Here is a 15,693-nt window from a genome sequence, read left to right on the forward strand (position 1 = left end):
AGCCCCAGTACCCGAGGAGCGAAGCATGAGAGTCGAAGCAGACCTGGATCTGTGCCAGGGGCACGCCATGTGCGCGCTCGAGGCACCGGAGGTGTTCGCGGTGCCCGACCGCGGCCAGGTGGAGATCCTGATGGATGCCGTGCCGGAGCGGCTGCGCGGCGCAGCCGAGTCGGCTGTGCAGTACTGCCCCACCCAGGCACTTCGCGTCATCGGCGACCCCGCCTGACCGAAAGCCCTTCCTGATCGACGAAACCTGATCTGCTCCAACCTATTTCAAGGAGAACAGATGGCCCCGTTCGACCGCGCCGAGCTGGACGAGATGATCAGCCGCTGGATCGACGCGAACAAGAGAGCCGAAGCCGAACGGGACTGGCGCCCGCTGGCGCAGATGTACACCGAGGACGCCACCTACGGCTGGAACTACGGCCCGGAGCAGGACTTCATGGCCGTCGGCCGCGACGAGATCCGCGAACTGGCGCTCGGTCAGGAGATGCAGGGACTCGAGGGCTGGGAGTATCCGTACCAGAAGTTCGTCGTCGACGAGCGCAGCGGCGACGTGATCGGCATGTGGAAGCAGGTGGCCGACTCGACCCGACCGGACGGCTCGCACTACAGCGTGCACGGCATCGGCGGCAGCTGGTTCCGCTACGGCGGTGACTTCCAATGGTCCTGGCAGCGCGACTTCTTCGACTTCGGGAACGTCTCGCACCTGTTCCTGGAGATGATCACCGACAACGCGCTGTCGGACGGGATGAAGGGACGCATCCAGCGTGCCGTCAGCGGCAAGGAGCTGGGCGGCTGGTACCCCGCCGGCACGTCGCCGGTCCCGCTGTGGTGACCGCGCGCGCCGATCGGATCACGGTGGCGGGCTCGTTCGCCGCACTGTCCCGAGCCGACCTGGCGACACTGGTGCCCGAACTGCTGCTCGCCGGTCAGCTGATCGACCGGTCCGGGATGGCGCACCTGATCGTGCCGTTCGGCCGCACCGGCATGACCGAGGTCGCCATCGAGGAGTGGCAGGCGGCGAGCCCCTGGTACACGCGCCGGATGCAGCGCGCGCTGGGCTACACCGGCGACGACGTCGCGACGATCTTCAAAGGCCTGCAGCTCGACATCGGTGCGCCGCCGCAGTTCATGGACTTCCGCTTCCGGGTCGACGACCGCGACCACGGCGAGTTCTGGCTGGATCACTGCGGCGCACTGATGGACGTCGAACCGATGGGTGAGGCCTACGTGACCGCGATGTGCCACGACATCGAGGATCCGACGTTCGACGCCACCGCGATCGCCACCAACCCGCACGCCCAGTGCCGGCCGATCCACCGCCCGCCCCGCGAACCGGCCGGTCGGCGCCCGCACTGCGCGTGGACGGTGACGATCGACCCGGCGAACGTGCCGCCGGTCGTCCCGGAGCACACGCAGATCCTCGGCCGCACCGAGGCGGTCGCCGTGCGGCTCAGCACGATCGAGACCGGGAGCGGCGGCGCCGACGACTATGCGGGGCCGCTGCTGTCGGACCTGCGGTTCGCCGACTTCTCCCACTCGGCGCTGGTGCGGATCGCCGAGGAGGTGTGTCTGCAGCATCATCTGCTCGCGCTCGGCTTCCTGCTGGCGGTGCGCAAACGCACCGACGAACAGTCGGCACTGGAGATCACCCGCAAGCAGCTGACCGGGATCGCCGGCCTGACCGCGCAGCGGATCCGGGCCGCGCTGCGGCTGCCCGACGATCTCGCGGGACTCGCCGGGGTGCTCTCGGTGCACCCACTGCTCTCGCCCGTGCAGTACGTTGCCCGCACTATCGACGGCAGCAGAGACGGAGGAGGTGACACCGCCCGGCTCACCCTCACTCTTGCGCGGTCCGGGCCGGCGCACCGTGACGGCGGCTGGCCGGCGCTCGTCGACGCGGAACATCTCGAACCGCTCGACGCGCTGGTGCGCGGCGTCAACCCGCGCTTCGCGTGCGAGGTGGTCGCCGATACCGCCGAGGCACTGACCGTCGCGGTCGTCACCACAGCGGAGCCGGCGCCCGAGTGTGTCGAGGTGGCGATCGCGAAGGTGAGCAGCGGCGCCGGGTTCGTCTTCGCGGACCGGGGGATCCCGTTGCCGCTCACCGTGCTCTAGGCCGCAGTAATCGGTACACAGATCAGTCAGGCCCAGTTCAGGGTTCAGCCCCAGTGAGGACGTGGAATGCCGTACAACCTTGCCGACCTGTTCGAGCACTCGGTCGACGCGATGCCGGAGCGCACCGCGCTGATCTGCGGGGACCGGAGCGTGAGCTACCGGGAACTCGACGAGCAGGCGAACCGGACGGCTTACAGGCTCACCGAACTCGGGTTGGGTCCGGGCACCCACGTCGGGATCCAGATGCACAATTCCGTGGAGACGATGGCCTCGATCCTCGCGGTCCTCAAGATCCGGGCCGTGCCGATCACCGTCAACTTCCGCTACACCGCAGACGAATTGGCGTACCTGTACGGGAACGCGGACATGCGGGCGGTGCTGTGTCACCGCGAGTATGCGGGCGCGGCGCTGTCGGCGGCCGCGGACGCGCCGGTGCTCGACCATGTGATCGTCGTCGACGACCTGGATCTGGGATCCCTGACCGCCACTCGTGATTTCGGTCCGCGCAGCACCGACGACCTGGTGCTGATCTACACCGGCGGCACCACCGGACGGCCCAAGGGCGTGATGTGGCGGCAGGAGGACCTGTGGCGGGTCCTCGGCGGCGGCATCGACTTCTACACCGGCACCGCGGTCGAGGACGAGCACCAACAGTCCCGCACCGGCGCCGTCGGTGAGCCGATGCGCTGGTTCATCCTGCCCACGCTGATGCACACCTCGGCACTGATGCCGACGTTGACCGCGCTGTTCTCCGGCAACACCGTCGTCCTCGAACCGCGGTTCGACGCGGAGCGGGTGTGGGAGGTTGTGCAGCAGCAGCACCCGCACGTGCTCGTGATCACCGGCGACGCGATGGGCCGTCCGCTGATCGAGTCCTACCGCCGCACCCGGCCGGACACCACCGGGCTGGTGGCGGTCGCCTCCGGCGCCGCGCTGTTCTCCACCGCCCTCAAGGACGCGTTCCTCGAGGAGTTCGAGAACCTCGTCGTCTCGGACTCCGTGGGCTCGTCCGAGACCGGTTTCGGGGGAATCGGCTTCGCCGCCAAGGGCGTTCGGCAGCCCGGCGGACCGCGGGTCGGCGCGGGCCGGGGGACGCTGGTCCTCGACGACGCGGATCGGCCGATCGCGCCGGGCGGCGGTGAGGGCCGGCTCGCCAAGAGCGGGAACATCCCGCTCGGCTACTACAACGACCCGGTCAAGACGGCGGAACTGTTCCGTGAGGTCGACGGGATGCGGGTGGTGGTCACCGGAGACCGCGCCCGCGTCGAGGACGACGGGTCGGTCACGCTGCTCGGCCGCGGGAACATGGTCATCAACACCGGCGGCGAGAAGGTCTTCACCGAAGAGGTCGAGTCCGCGGTCAAGTCGCATCCCGCCGTCTACGACGCGGTGGTGCTGGGCGTCCCGGACGAACGCTGGGGGCACCGGGTGGCCGCGGTGGTCCAGCCGCGCCACGGGGCGGTCGTCGATTTCGCCTCGCTCGAGGTTCATCTGCGTGGTTGCCTGGCGGGCTACAAGATCCCGCGCAGCGTGTGGGTGACCGACCGGGTCGAGCGGACCCCCAGCGGCAAGCCCGACTTCCGGTGGGCGCAGCGGCACGTCGAGACCCATGCGGCGGCCTTCGTCGCGGGCACCGATCGAGTCGCCGTCACCGAGAGGTGAGTATCGGGCGAATTCCCGCCCGCAGCGCGCAACCATAGTACTGTCCAGACAGTTGTCCACACGGTCTACGGCCTCGCCATAGACATCTGTGCGTTGCGCGCAAATATCCAGCGCGCCTTGACCTTTGGATCCCATTTCCGAGGACGGTCGACGTTGAGCGACAAAATGATCGAGGAGCCGTTCGACGCGGCGCGGGTGCCGCGGCGCAGCTCCGCCGGCGACTCCGGATGGATGGTGCCCTCGCCGGCACCCGCGCTGCGCGCGGTCGGGGAGTTCTTCGCACTGTGCCGGGACGTCGCGGTCGCGTCGGTGACCAAACGGTTCCAGGTCGGCGAGTTCGTCGACCAGGCCTGGTTCCTGGCGCGGGTGTCGTTGCTGCCGACCGTCCTGGTGGCCGTCCCGATGACCGTGCTGGTCAGTTTCGTGCTCAACATCCTGCTGCGCGAGATCGGCGCCGCGGACCTCAGCGGCGCCGGCGCGGCCCTGGGATCGGTCACCCAGGTCGGACCGGTCGTGACCGTGCTGATCGTCGCGGGAGCCGGCGCCACCGCCATCTGCGCCGACCTCGGCTCACGGACCGTGCGCGAGGAGATCGATGCCATGGAGGTGCTCGGCATCGACGTGACCTCGCGGCTGGCGGTGCCCCGCGTGGCCGCCTCCGCCGTGGTCGCGGTGCTGCTCAACGGGCTGGTGTGCATGATCGGCATCCTCGGCGGCTTCCTGTTCTCGGTGATCCTGCAGAACGTCAACCCCGGCGCGTTCGCCGACGGGTTGACCCTGCTCACCGGGTTCCGCGAGCTGGTGATCTCCGCGGTGAAGGCCTTCTCGTTCGGCATCATCGCCGGACTGGTCGCCTGCTACCGGGGGCTCGGCGTGCGCGGCGGACCGAAGGGCGTCGGCAACGCCGTCAACGAGACGGTCGTGTACTCGTTCATGGCCCTGTTCGTCGTCAACACCGTGATCACCGCGGCCGGCGTGCAACTGACGGCGAGGTGATCCGATGGCACTGTCACTGAGCGGGGGAACACTGAGCGCGGGGGCGCTGCGCACCCGGCGCGCGGCGGCCCGGTCGTCGCGATCGTGGAACGAGCTCGGCGACGAGACGCTGTTCTTCGTCGAGGCACTGTCGGCGATTCCGTACGCGATCCGCCGCTACCGCCGCGAGATCATCCGTCTGATCGCCGAGATCAGCTTGGGCAGTGGCGCATTGGCGCTGATCGGCGGAACCGTCGTGATCGTCGGGTTCCTCACTCTGTCCTCGGGCGGCACCATCGCGATCCAGGGGTTCAGCTCGCTCGGCAACATCGGCGTCCAGTCACTGGCCGGCTTCTTCTCCGCCTACGTCAACGTGCGCATCGCGGTGCCGGTGATCTCCGGCATCGGGCTGTCCGCCACCCTCGGCGCCGGATCCACCGCGCAACTCGGCGCCATGCGGATCAGCGAGGAGATCGACGCGCTCGAGGCGATGGCGATCCGCGCGCTGCCGTATGTGGTGAGCACGCGGGTGGTCGCGGGCATGGTCACGATCGTGCCGCTGTACTCGCTGGCCGTGCTCGCCGCGTTCGTCGGCGGACGCGCCACGACCGTGTGGGTGTTCGGCCAGTCGCCGGGACTGTACGACCACTACTTCTCGACGTTCCTGATCCCCTCCGACGTGGTGTGGTCGTACCTGCAGGTCATCGTGATGGCGCTGCTGGTGATGCTGATCCACACCTACTACGGCTACACGGCGACGGGTGGTCCCGCCGGGGTGGGGCGGGCGGTCGGCAACGCGGTGCGCACCTCGCTGATCGCGGTGGTCACCGTGACCATGCTGGTCTCCCTCGCGGTGTACGGCGACACCGGCAACTTCAACCTCGCGGGCTGACGGGGGAGCGCATGCCGACCATCTCCGATCACCCACAGCGGCCCGGCTGGGTCCGCAAGCTCGCCGCCGTCGGCCTGGTCGCCGCGGTGGCAGGCGCCGCGAGCCTCGCGCTGGTCGCGTACACCGGGGGGCTGCACGCCGCCGCCACCGTCACCGTGATCTCGCAGCGCGCCGGTCTCGTGATGGATCCGGGGGCGAGGGTCAAGCTGCGCGGAGTCACCATCGGAAAGGTCGGCTCGATCCGGCTCCTCGGCGACGACGAGGCCGAACTGGTGCTCCGCGTCGACCCGGCGGCGCTGGGCACCATCGCGTCGAACGCGCGCGTAGACATCGCCTCCCCGACAGTGTTCGGCGCCAAGGACGTCGAGTTCGAGGACCCGCCGTCGCCGAGCCCCGCACGACTCACGGACGGCTCCGTCGTGCGCGCCTCGAACGTGACCGTCGAACTGAACAGCGTCTTCCAGCGCCTGACCGCGGTCCTCGACACCGTCGAACCGCACAAGCTCGACGCCACCCTGTCCGCGATCGCCACCACGCTCACCGGGCGCGGCGCCGCACTCGGCACGGCGCTCGACCGCGCCGATCAGACGTTGCGGCAACTGAACTCGGCCGGACCCGCCCTCGAACACGATCTCGCCGCCCTCGCGCCGGTGACCGCGACCTACGCGGACGTCGCCCCGAACCTGATGCACACGGCCGCGAACGCCACCGCACTCGGGCGCACCGTCATCGAGCAGTCGAAGAATCTGGACCTGCTGCTGCTCAACACCGTCGGGCTGGCGAACACCGGACGGGACCTGCTCGGCGACAACAGCGCCGGGTTGACCACGGTGCTCGACGTGCTGCGCCCGACCACCGGGCTGCTCGCCGAATACTCGCCGGGGATCCCGTGCCTGTTCAAGGGCCTCGACGCGAGCAGCCGGATCGGGCACGACGCCTACAGCGCACAACCGGGGGTGAAGATGTCGTTCGGGCTGCTGATGGGGGCGCAGTCGTACCGGTACCCGCAGGACCTGCCCAAGGTCGCGGCCACCGGCGGACCGCACTGTATGGGCCTGCCGGACATCTCCGCAGATCAGCACGCCAAGTATCTGGTCACCGACACCGGGGTCAACCCGCTCGCCCCCGACAACCAGGGCCCGAAGGTCAACGCGCCCAGCGCCGCCGACCTGATGTCGTACCTGTTCGGGGTGCCGGTCGACCCCGCCGCGCTGCGCGCGAGGGCGGGCAAGTGAGCAGCCCCCGTCGCAGGCGGCCGCGGCCGAACGCCGTCAAGTTCACCGTCTTCGTGGTGTGCATGCTGGTCGTCAACGCCGCGCTGGTCGCCGTGTTCCACCCGTTCCACGGCGGCGGGCGTGACGAATACACGGCCGTGTTCGTCGACGTGTCCGGGCTGCGCGCCGGCGACAAGGTCCGCCTCGCTGGGGTGCCGGTCGGGTCGGTCGGGTCGGTCGAGATGGACCGCCGGCACCGGGTGCACGTGCGGTTCGCGGTGGACAAGGGCCAGCCGCTGACCACCACCACCCGCGCGGTCGTGCGCTATCAGAACCTCGTCGGCGACCGCTATCTCGAACTGCAGCAGGGGGACACGGTCGGGACGCCGCTCGCCGACGGCGCCACCCTCGGACCCGACCGCACCGTCCCGGCGCTGAACCTCGACGCACTCCTGGGCGGGTTCCGGCCACTGTTCCAGGCGCTCGACTCCGACCAGATCAACAGGCTGACCTCCTCGCTGCTGACGATCTTCCAGGGGCAGGGCGGGACCGTGGCCGAACTGCTGCGCCGCATCGGCTCGGTCACCTCGACGCTGGCAGACCGCGACCAGGTCATCGGCCAGGTCATCGACAACCTCGACACCGCCCTCGGCACCATCTCCGCCAAGGGCGACCAATTCGACGCCACCCTGACCACCCTGCAGCAACTGGTCAGCGGCCTGGCCGCGGACCGCGGCATCCTCGGCCAGGCGGTCACCAGCATCGACGGCGCCACCGCCAGCTTCGCCGGCCTGCTCACCGCGACCCGCCCCGACATCGCCGGCACCCTCGGGCAACTCGACGCATCCCTGACCCCGGTCGTGAACCATCGCGACGAGTTCGACGGGCTGCTCCAGCGCATGCCGGGCAACTACCGCAAGCTCGTCCGCACCGGCGCGTACGGATCCTTCTTCAACTTCTACCTGTGCGGGCTGCAGATCAAGGTCACCGGTGCGGACGGACGGCCGGTCACCGCGAACCTGATCGACCAGAAGACGGGCAGGTGCGCATGGCCGCGGTAGGACGGATGACCGGGCGAGGGGCCGTGCGGGCCGGGATCATCGGCATCACGCTCAGCGTGCTGGTCGTGCTCGCGGCCATGCAGTTCGGCCGGCTGTGGTTCGTCGAGCACACGCTGCCCTACGCCGCGGTCTTCGACGACGCGAGCGGACTGGCGAGCGGCGACGACGTCGAGGTGTCCGGCATGGTCGTCGGCAAGGTCGAGTCGATGCGGGTGTCCGGCGGCCGGGCACGTGTCGCGTTCACCGTCTACGAGAAGGTGCTCCTCGGCGCGGACACCTCCGCGAAGATCGAGACGACCTCGCTGCTCGGCAAACGGTCCATCGTGCTCGACCCCGGCACCACCGGCACCCTCACAGCCGGGTCGACGATCCCGTTGGCACACACCCGATCGGCCTATTCGCTCACCTCGGCGCTGGGCGACCTGACCACCGACGTGCGGGGCATGAACCTGGACACCGTCTCGCAGAGCCTCGACGCGGTGTCGTCGGTACTGCAGGCCGGGGCGCCGCAACTCGCGCCCGCCCTCGACGGGCTCAAGCGGATCTCGGACACCATCAACACCCGCAACCAGGCGCTGCTGACGTTGCTGCGCGAGGCCAACAGCGTCAGCAAGACGCTCGGGGCCCGCGGCTCGCGGGTCAATGCGCTGCTCGTCGACGGCAACGATCTGGTCGGCGAACTCAACACCCGCAAGATGGCGCTCTCGCAACTCATCTCGAACGTCGACGCGGTGGCGAAACAACTCAGCGGCGTGGTGCACGACAACGAGGCGCAGATGGGTCCGGTGCTGACCAAACTCAACACCGTCGTGTCGATCCTGCAGAAGAACCGCGACAACATCAGTGCCGGGCTCGACGGGCTGGGCACCTACGCCGGCACCCTCGCCGACACGGTCGCGAGCGGGCCGTACTTCTACGCCTACATCCAGAACCTGATTCCCGCGCAGTACTCGCAGCCGCTGATGAACGCCGTGTTCGGGCTGCCGCCCGCGCCGCTGCCGATCCCGACCATCGAGGGGCCGAAATGAGGATCACCCGCCGCAACCTCGCCCAGATCGCCCTCGCCGTGGTGCTCGTCGCGCTCGGGGTGAGCGGCTACCTCGTCGCGGTCCGGCTGCAGACGTACACGATCACCGCCGAATTCACCTCGGCCACCGGCATCTACAAGGGAGACGACGTCCGGGTGGTCGGCGTGAAGGTCGGGTCGATCACCGGCATCGCGCCCGACGGCGACCGCACCCGGGTGACGATGCGTCTGGACCGGAGCACCCACGTCCCGGCCGGCGCCAAGGCGGTGATCATCGCGCAGAACCTGGTCGCCTCCCGGTTCGTCCAGCTCACCCCCGCGTACACCGGGGGACCGGCGCTGGCCGCGGGCACGACGATCGGACTCGACCGGACCGCGGTGCCGGTGGAATGGGACCAGGTCAAAACCGAACTGTCCCGGCTCGTCGACGCGATGAGCCCGCACGCCGGCGATCCGCAGGGCACCTTCGGGCGGTTCCTCGACGCGGCGGGCACCGCCGTGCACGGCAACGGGGCGACCCTGCGCGGCAGCATCGACGCGCTCTCCGCGACCATGGCCACCCTGTCGAAGGGCGGCGGCGACCTGTTCGACATCGTCCGTAACCTGCAGGCATTCGCGGCCGCCCTGTCGGCCAGCAACGAGCAGATCGTGCAGTTCCAGGGCCGGCTCGCCTCGGTCACCGACGTGCTCACCGACGGCCACGACCAACTGACCCAGGCCCTGACCGACCTCGACGGCGCGGCCGGCGACATCCGACGTTTCGTCGACCAGAACCGCCAGGGCCTGACCGAGCAGGTGCAGCGCCTCGCCGACGCGACATCGATTCTCGCGCAGAAGGAACCGGCGATCGAGAAGGTGCTGCACATCGCGCCGACCGCGTTGGTCAACTACTACGACATCTATCACCCGGCCCAGGGGTCGTTCGTGGGCATGCCGGCGCTGCAGAACTTCGGCAATCCGGTGAACTTCGTGTGCGGCGCCATCGCCGGGCTCGCGCAGGCCTCCGCAGACCAGGGCGCGGCGCTGTGCGCGCAGTACCTCGGCCCGCTGCTGCGCACGGTGGTGATGAACTACCCGGACATCACCATCAACCCGACCACCGGGCGCGGCGTCGGCCCGGGCCAGACCGTCGACAGCGTGCCCGGACTGTCCGGCCCGTCGGGATCGCCACCGGCGCACGGGCTCTCGAACCTGATGGCGCCGCAGGCGGGCACCCGATGAGGGGTGCGGCGCGGGCGACGGCAGCCGTGGCCACGGTGCTGGCGGTGGCGGCGGCGACCGCCGGGTGTCAGTGGGACGGCGTGAACTCGCTGCCGCTGCCCGGAACCAGCGGCCACGGCGCCGGCAGCTTCCAGGTGACCGTCGAGATGCCGGACGTCTCGTCGATCACCCAGAACTCCCCGGTCATGGTCGACGACGTCACCGTCGGCAGCGTGTCGAAGATCCAGACCGAGGGGTGGCACGCAAAGCTCACCGTCACGCTCGGCCCCGGCGTCGACCTGCCCGCCGACGCCGTCGCGACGATCGGGCAGACCAGCCTGCTCGGCTCTCAGCACCTCGAACTGGCGCCGCCGACCGACGCCCCCGCGCGGGGACGCCTGTCCGCAGGGAGCGTCATCCCGCTCGCACGGGCGGGCGCCTATCCGACCACCGAGCAGACCCTCTCGGCGCTGGCGGTCGTCCTCGACGGCGGGGGACTGGGCCAGGTCCAGTCCATCACCACCGAACTCAACAACGCGTTCGGCGGCAACGACCGGCAGATCCGCGACCTGCTCACCCAGATCGACCAGCTCGCCGGAACTCTCGACCGACAGCGCACGGCGGTCGTCGCGACGATCGACAACCTGCACCGCTTCGCCGGGGAGGTCGCCGGCGAGAACGACACCCTCACCCGGGCCCTCGACACGATGCCCACCGCGCTGCAGACCCTGGACGACGAGCGGTCCGACTTCACCCGGGCCATGCAGGCGCTGACGGGGTTCAGCGACACCGGAACCCAATTGGTCCACGCCACCCGGTCCGACCTCGAGAAGAACCTCACGAGCCTGCGCACCACCTTGACCCAGGTGGCCGCCACCGGAGACTCGCTGATCAACAACCTCGGCACCATCACCACCTTCCCGTTCCCGCAGGTCACCATCGACAACGCCATGCGCGGCGACTACACGAACCTGTGGGCGGTCCTGGACCTGACCGTGCCCCGGCTGCGTGCCGGACTGGCCTACGGCACCCCGCTGGGTACGCCCGCGCCGGGCGCCACCCCGGCCGTGGCACCCGCGGGTCCCACGGCGCCGACCGGGACTCCGGTCGACCCGCTGCTCGCACCCCTGCACACCGGAGGCGCCCGATGATGCTCACCAGGTTCGTCCGCGCGCAACTGGCGGTGTTCGCAGTGCTCGCGATCGTCGGCATGGCGCTGGTCGGGGTGGACTACGTCAAGGTCCCGGCGGCGCTGGGCATCGGCAACTACACGGTCACCTTGAACCTGCCGGCTTCCGGTGGGCTGTACCGCTTCTCGAACGTCACCTACCGCGGCATCAACGTCGGTCAGGTCAGCGCCGTGTCGGTCGTCCCCGACGGGGTGCGCGCGACGCTGCGGCTACGCAGCTCGACGAAGATCCCCCGCTCGGTGCAGGTGCGGGTGCGCAGCATGTCCGCGATCGGCGAACAGTACGTGGACCTGCTGCCGAGCTCGACCGCCGGTCCCTACCTGCACGACGGCGAGGTCCTGACGGTGCCGGCCACCGCGCTGCCCACCGCGATCGGGCCACTGCTCGACCGCGCGCAGACACTGCTGGACTCGGTGCCGCAGGACCGGCTCCGCGAGGTCATCGACGAGTCGTTCCGCGCGTTCGGCGGGCAGGCGCCCGCGATGTCGAAGCTGCTCGACTCGACGGTTTCGTTCGTGAACCAGACCTCCGATGCCGCCGAACCGACCCGGGACCTGGTCCAGCGGCTCGGCCCGCTGCTCGATGACCAGGCGGTCACCAGCAGCGAGATCCGCACCTGGGTGTCGGGCCTGGCCGACATCACCGGGCAGGTCCAGGCCGCCGACCCGCACGTGCAGTCGCTACTACAGAGCGGCCCGGCGACGGCACAATCGGCACAGGACCTGCTGGCCCAGGTGCAGCCGACACTGCCCGTGCTGCTGAAGAACCTGACCAGCGTCGGGCAGGTGCTGCTGACCTACAACCCGGCGATCGAGCAGATCATGCTGCTGCTGCCGCCGCTCGAGGCCGCGCAGACGACGGTGGTGCAGACGGGGGCGCCCGACGGCGCCGCCGCCGTCGACTTCGTCATGGAGGCCAACGATCCCGCGGCCTGCACCACCGGCTACCTGCCGGCCTCCGCGCGCCGCAGTCCCACGGACTTCTCGATCCCCGACACCCCCTCCGACCTGTACTGCAAGGTGCCGCGCGACTCGAAGTTCGCGGTGCGCGGCAGCCGCAACCTGCCCTGCCTGGCGGTGCCCGGCAAACGCGCGCCCACCCCGCAGGAATGCGCGAGCGACAAGCCGTACACCGCCGCCGGCACCAACGCGCCCGACGAGATCGATCCGGCACCGGCGGTGGGCACCACCGGCTACAACCCGGCCGACGGGACCTACGTGGGACCCGACGGCAAGACCTATCGGGTCGACACACCCCCCGACGGGAGGGCACCGGCATGGCCGTCGCTGCTGACCAAGTGACGGTCCGGCGGGTGCTTCGGCGGCGCTGGATGCTCCGCACACTTGCGGCGGCCGTGCTGCTCGCCCTGGCCGCCGCGACCACCGTGCTTACAGTCGGTCATCGCGCCGACGACCGGCGGGAAGCCTTTGCGCGGCAAGCAGAGTCGACCGCGAGGCAGAGCGTGCTGGCGATCCTCGACATCGACGCGGGATCGGCCCGCGCCGACGCGCAGCGGTTCGTCGACGCGAGCGCGGGGGAGTTCCGCACCGCGATGTCCGCGCAACTCGACAACTATGTGCGGGCGCTGCAGCAGTCCCACGTCACCTCGACCGGGGAGGTGCCGGCCATCGGCATCGAAAGCCAGACAGAGGATTCGGCGGTCGTGCTCGTCGCCGCCCGCACCCATGTGTCCACGTCGGGCGGCGCGGCGCAGGACCGCAACGTGCGGCTGCTGGTGACCGTCACCCGCGACGGCGGCGCGGCGAAGCTGACCCGGCTGGAGTTCGTCTCGTGACGGCGCGCCTTGTGCCGACACCGCAGCGGATCGGAGGACTCCTGGTGGTGTGCCTCGCGGTCGGGCTGGTCACGGCGTCGGCTCTGCTGTGGCAGGCGCGTGGCCACGCCGCGGCGGCTCAGGAGGCAAGGAGCGACGCGGTCGCCGCCGCGACGACCGTCGTCGAACAGATGCTGACCTACTCGGGCCAAACGGTCGACCACGACCTCGCCGCCGCGCAGGCCGGTTTGGCCGGGTCGTTCGCGAGCCGCTACAAGACGCTGGCGGACCGGACGATCGCGCCGGCGGCGAAGGCCCAGGGCATCGACACCAAGGCGACGGTCGCGCACGCCGGGGTCATCAGCGCCGACACCGACCACGCCCAGGTGCTGCTGTTCGTCGACCAGCTCACCACCACCGCGGCCCAGCCCGCACCGACGGTCGCCGACAGCCGCGTGCGCGTCTCGCTCATCCGCGACGGCAACCGGTGGAAGGTGACCGGCTTCGATCCGCTGTGACGCGCGCGCCTGCACTCGGGAATTTCTGTCACCGGATACGGGATTGACCGCGGCGTAAACTGAATCCCACAAGTGCCTGAGCGCGGGGGGTGCGCCATGCCGGGGTTTTACCCTATGTGGGTCGTGGTGACCCATTGGTTGAACGTGCTGTTCATGATCATGATGGCCCGTAGCGGCATCGAGATCCTGTCGGCGTTTCCGAAGTTCTATTGGCGTGACGACTGTCCGCCGGGACGCGAATGGCTTCGCCTGTCCAAGAAGGTGTTCTCCTCCGAACCGCGCAGACCCTGGTCCTCGCTCGACGAGGAGGAGTCGTGGAATCCGGTGATCGCGCTCCCGGGCCGTAAGAACCTGGGCCTGGGCCGGCACTGGCACTTCATGACGCTGCAGTTCTGGATCGCCACCGGCGCCGTGTACGTCGCCATGGTGTTCGCGACCGGGTACTGGCACTACCTGATCCCGGACCACTGGTCGATCATTCCCGACGCGATCCGCCAGATCGGCACGTATCTGCACTTCGAGTTGGGCCAGCCGATCGCCGGTCAGCCGTTCAATCCGGCGCAGAAGCTCATGTACTTCACCGTGATCTTCGTGGTGTCGCCGCTGATGATCCTCGCCGGGGCAGCCATGTCGCCGGCCGTGATCGGTCGGTTCCCCTGGTACGGAAAGCTTTTCGGCGGCAAGCAGGGCGCGCGCAGCGTGCACTTCCTCGGCATGTGCTTCTTCGGCATGTTCGTCGTCGTGCACGTGCTGATGGTCATCCTGCACGGGCTGCCCAGCCAACTCACCAGGATCGTCCTCGGCAGCGGCCAGAAGGACACCACCTTGGGCCTCGCCCTCGGGTTGACGATCCTGTTCGTCATCTTCGCCATCCAGGTGCCGCTGTCCATCGTGTCGCTGCGCCGACGCCGGCTGGTGCAACACCTGACCGGGCTGATGGTCGATCCGCCGCAGCGTGTGCTGAGCCGGTCGTTCAGTTCGCGCCAGCAGTACACCGACGCCGACATCTCCCCGTACCACCGCGTCAACGGCTATCCGCCCACGGATCCCGCGTACGAGGAGATGGCGCGCCACGAGTTCCGTGACTACCGGCTCGACGTGGGCGGCCTGGTCAAGCACCCGGTGTCGCTGTCGGTGGCCGATCTGCGCGCGCTGGGCACGGTCGCCTACATCGCCAAACACAACTGCATCCAGGGCTGGACGTCCATCGGCAAGTGGGGTGGCATCCCCGTGAGCACGATCATCGACCTGGTCGAGCCCGAGGACGAGGCGAAGGTCGCCGTCTTCTATGCCTTCGACGACAAGGGGCTGACCGAGGCCGAGGGACGCTACGGCCACTTCTACGGCAGCATCCCGCTGTGGTTGGCGAGCAAACCGCAGACGATCCTGGCCGTCGACATGAACGGGGGACCGCTGCCGATCGAGCACGGGGCGCCGGTGCGGCTGCGGTGCGAGTCTCAGCTCGGCTTCAAGATGGTCAAGTGGGTGCGGGGGATCGAGTTCGTCGCCGACTACAGCCACGTCGGGATGGGGCAGGGCGGCTGGCGCGAGGACCAGCAGTTCTACTCGAACTCGGCCGGCATCTGACCGTGCAGGGAACCGGGGCGACGCTGGTGCCGTCACTGGTTCGGACGCCCGGTTCGACCGATTGGACGCGCTGGGCCTGCAACCCGAGGGCGAACTGCCCGTCGGGTTGCGCTCGGGCGCACGGTGGCGCGTCAGGTACGCGATCTGACGCTGTCGCGTGCCGCGGCCGCATCCTCGGCGACCGCGGGCGTGCCGCCCGCCTTCTCCGCGGCAGTGCGCCGGGCGAACTCGCTGAGCCGCTCGACGACCGGTTGCCCGGCGAACACCGATCGGTCCCGGGTCCACCTGTCGAAGGTGGCCTCGTCCGCACCGGGTCCGTACCCGCCGTAGATCCGGGCCCTGCACAGGGCCACTCGTTGCTGGATTGCGCGCACGTCATCTGCCGTGGTCATCTCAGTGCCTCCCGTCACGCCCTGAAAAGACATGGTCGCCGAGAATTCCGTTCCCCGGCGTTCACTGCCCCCACAGTCCA

General features: G+C 69.6%; 16 protein-coding genes. 15 read left to right on the forward strand and 1 reads right to left on the reverse strand.

Going from position 1 to position 15,693, the window contains the following annotated elements; all coding sequences use genetic code 11:
• Positions 1-25: 25 nt before the first annotated feature.
• The 15 genes from G4X40_RS11065 (at position 26) to G4X40_RS11135 (ending at position 15,221) form a co-directional block, all read left to right on the forward strand.
• A complete protein-coding gene (locus tag G4X40_RS11065; protein WP_277832503.1) occupies positions 26-226 on the forward strand; it encodes a ferredoxin in 201 nt (66 codons plus the stop codon).
• Between the two features lie 60 nt (positions 227-286).
• Complete coding sequence (locus G4X40_RS11070) at positions 287-838, forward strand: nuclear transport factor 2 family protein (RefSeq protein WP_277832505.1); 552 nt, start codon at positions 287-289, stop codon at positions 836-838.
• Positions 839-855: 17 nt separating this feature from the next.
• The gene (locus tag G4X40_RS11075; protein WP_277833055.1) at positions 856-2,121 is read left to right on the forward strand and encodes a hypothetical protein; all 1,266 of its coding nucleotides are present in this window, start codon (positions 856-858) and stop codon (positions 2,119-2,121) included.
• Between the two features lie 66 nt (positions 2,122-2,187).
• Positions 2,188-3,783 (forward strand): acyl-CoA synthetase, encoded by a 1,596-nt coding sequence (locus G4X40_RS11080; RefSeq protein WP_277832507.1) that lies wholly within the window; start codon positions 2,188-2,190, stop codon positions 3,781-3,783.
• A 231-nt stretch (positions 3,784-4,014) separates the two neighbouring features.
• Positions 4,015-4,779 (forward strand): MlaE family ABC transporter permease, encoded by a 765-nt coding sequence (locus G4X40_RS11085; protein WP_277833056.1) that lies wholly within the window; start codon positions 4,015-4,017, stop codon positions 4,777-4,779.
• Positions 4,780-4,783: 4 nt separating this feature from the next.
• On the forward strand, positions 4,784-5,650 hold the full coding sequence (locus G4X40_RS11090; protein ID WP_277832509.1) for an ABC transporter permease: 867 nt from the start codon (positions 4,784-4,786) through the stop codon (positions 5,648-5,650).
• Positions 5,651-5,661: 11 nt separating this feature from the next.
• A complete protein-coding gene (locus G4X40_RS11095) occupies positions 5,662-6,885 on the forward strand; it encodes an MCE family protein (RefSeq protein ID WP_277832511.1) in 1,224 nt (407 codons plus the stop codon).
• Positions 6,882-7,925, forward strand: coding sequence for an MCE family protein (locus G4X40_RS11100; RefSeq protein ID WP_277832513.1), 1,044 nt, complete (start codon positions 6,882-6,884; stop codon positions 7,923-7,925). The genes G4X40_RS11095 and G4X40_RS11100 overlap by 4 nt, the downstream gene beginning before the upstream one ends.
• A 5-nt stretch (positions 7,926-7,930) precedes the next feature.
• Positions 7,931-8,953: an MCE family protein gene (locus G4X40_RS11105; protein ID WP_277832515.1), complete on the forward strand. Its 1,023-nt coding sequence runs from the start codon at positions 7,931-7,933 to the stop codon at positions 8,951-8,953.
• A complete protein-coding gene (locus tag G4X40_RS11110; protein ID WP_277832516.1) occupies positions 8,950-10,173 on the forward strand; it encodes an MCE family protein in 1,224 nt (407 codons plus the stop codon). The genes G4X40_RS11105 and G4X40_RS11110 overlap by 4 nt, the downstream gene beginning before the upstream one ends.
• Positions 10,170-11,303, forward strand: coding sequence for an MCE family protein (locus G4X40_RS11115; protein ID WP_277832518.1), 1,134 nt, complete (start codon positions 10,170-10,172; stop codon positions 11,301-11,303). Before G4X40_RS11110 ends, G4X40_RS11115 begins: the two co-directional genes overlap by 4 nt.
• On the forward strand, positions 11,300-12,643 hold the full coding sequence (locus tag G4X40_RS11120) for an MCE family protein (protein ID WP_277832520.1): 1,344 nt from the start codon (positions 11,300-11,302) through the stop codon (positions 12,641-12,643). Before G4X40_RS11115 ends, G4X40_RS11120 begins: the two co-directional genes overlap by 4 nt.
• Before the next feature lie 29 nt (positions 12,644-12,672).
• Positions 12,673-13,137 carry a hypothetical protein gene (locus tag G4X40_RS11125; protein ID WP_277832521.1) on the forward strand — a complete coding sequence of 155 codons (465 nt, stop codon included), beginning with the start codon at positions 12,673-12,675 and terminating at the stop codon, positions 13,135-13,137.
• Positions 13,134-13,634 carry a hypothetical protein gene (locus tag G4X40_RS11130; protein WP_277832522.1) on the forward strand — a complete coding sequence of 167 codons (501 nt, stop codon included), beginning with the start codon at positions 13,134-13,136 and terminating at the stop codon, positions 13,632-13,634. Before G4X40_RS11125 ends, G4X40_RS11130 begins: the two co-directional genes overlap by 4 nt.
• 114 nt (positions 13,635-13,748) lie before the next feature.
• The gene (locus tag G4X40_RS11135) at positions 13,749-15,221 is read left to right on the forward strand and encodes a molybdopterin-dependent oxidoreductase (RefSeq protein WP_277832523.1); all 1,473 of its coding nucleotides are present in this window, start codon (positions 13,749-13,751) and stop codon (positions 15,219-15,221) included.
• A 131-nt stretch (positions 15,222-15,352) separates the two neighbouring features.
• Here G4X40_RS11135 and G4X40_RS11140 read toward each other — a convergent pair whose 3' ends face one another.
• Positions 15,353-15,613, reverse strand: coding sequence for a hypothetical protein (locus tag G4X40_RS11140; RefSeq protein WP_277832525.1), 261 nt, complete (start codon positions 15,611-15,613; stop codon positions 15,353-15,355).
• Positions 15,614-15,693 lie beyond the last annotated feature (80 nt).

This window comes from Speluncibacter jeojiensis, assembly GCF_029589495.1.
Classification (GTDB): Bacteria; Actinomycetota; Actinomycetes; order Mycobacteriales; family Mycobacteriaceae; genus Speluncibacter; species Speluncibacter jeojiensis.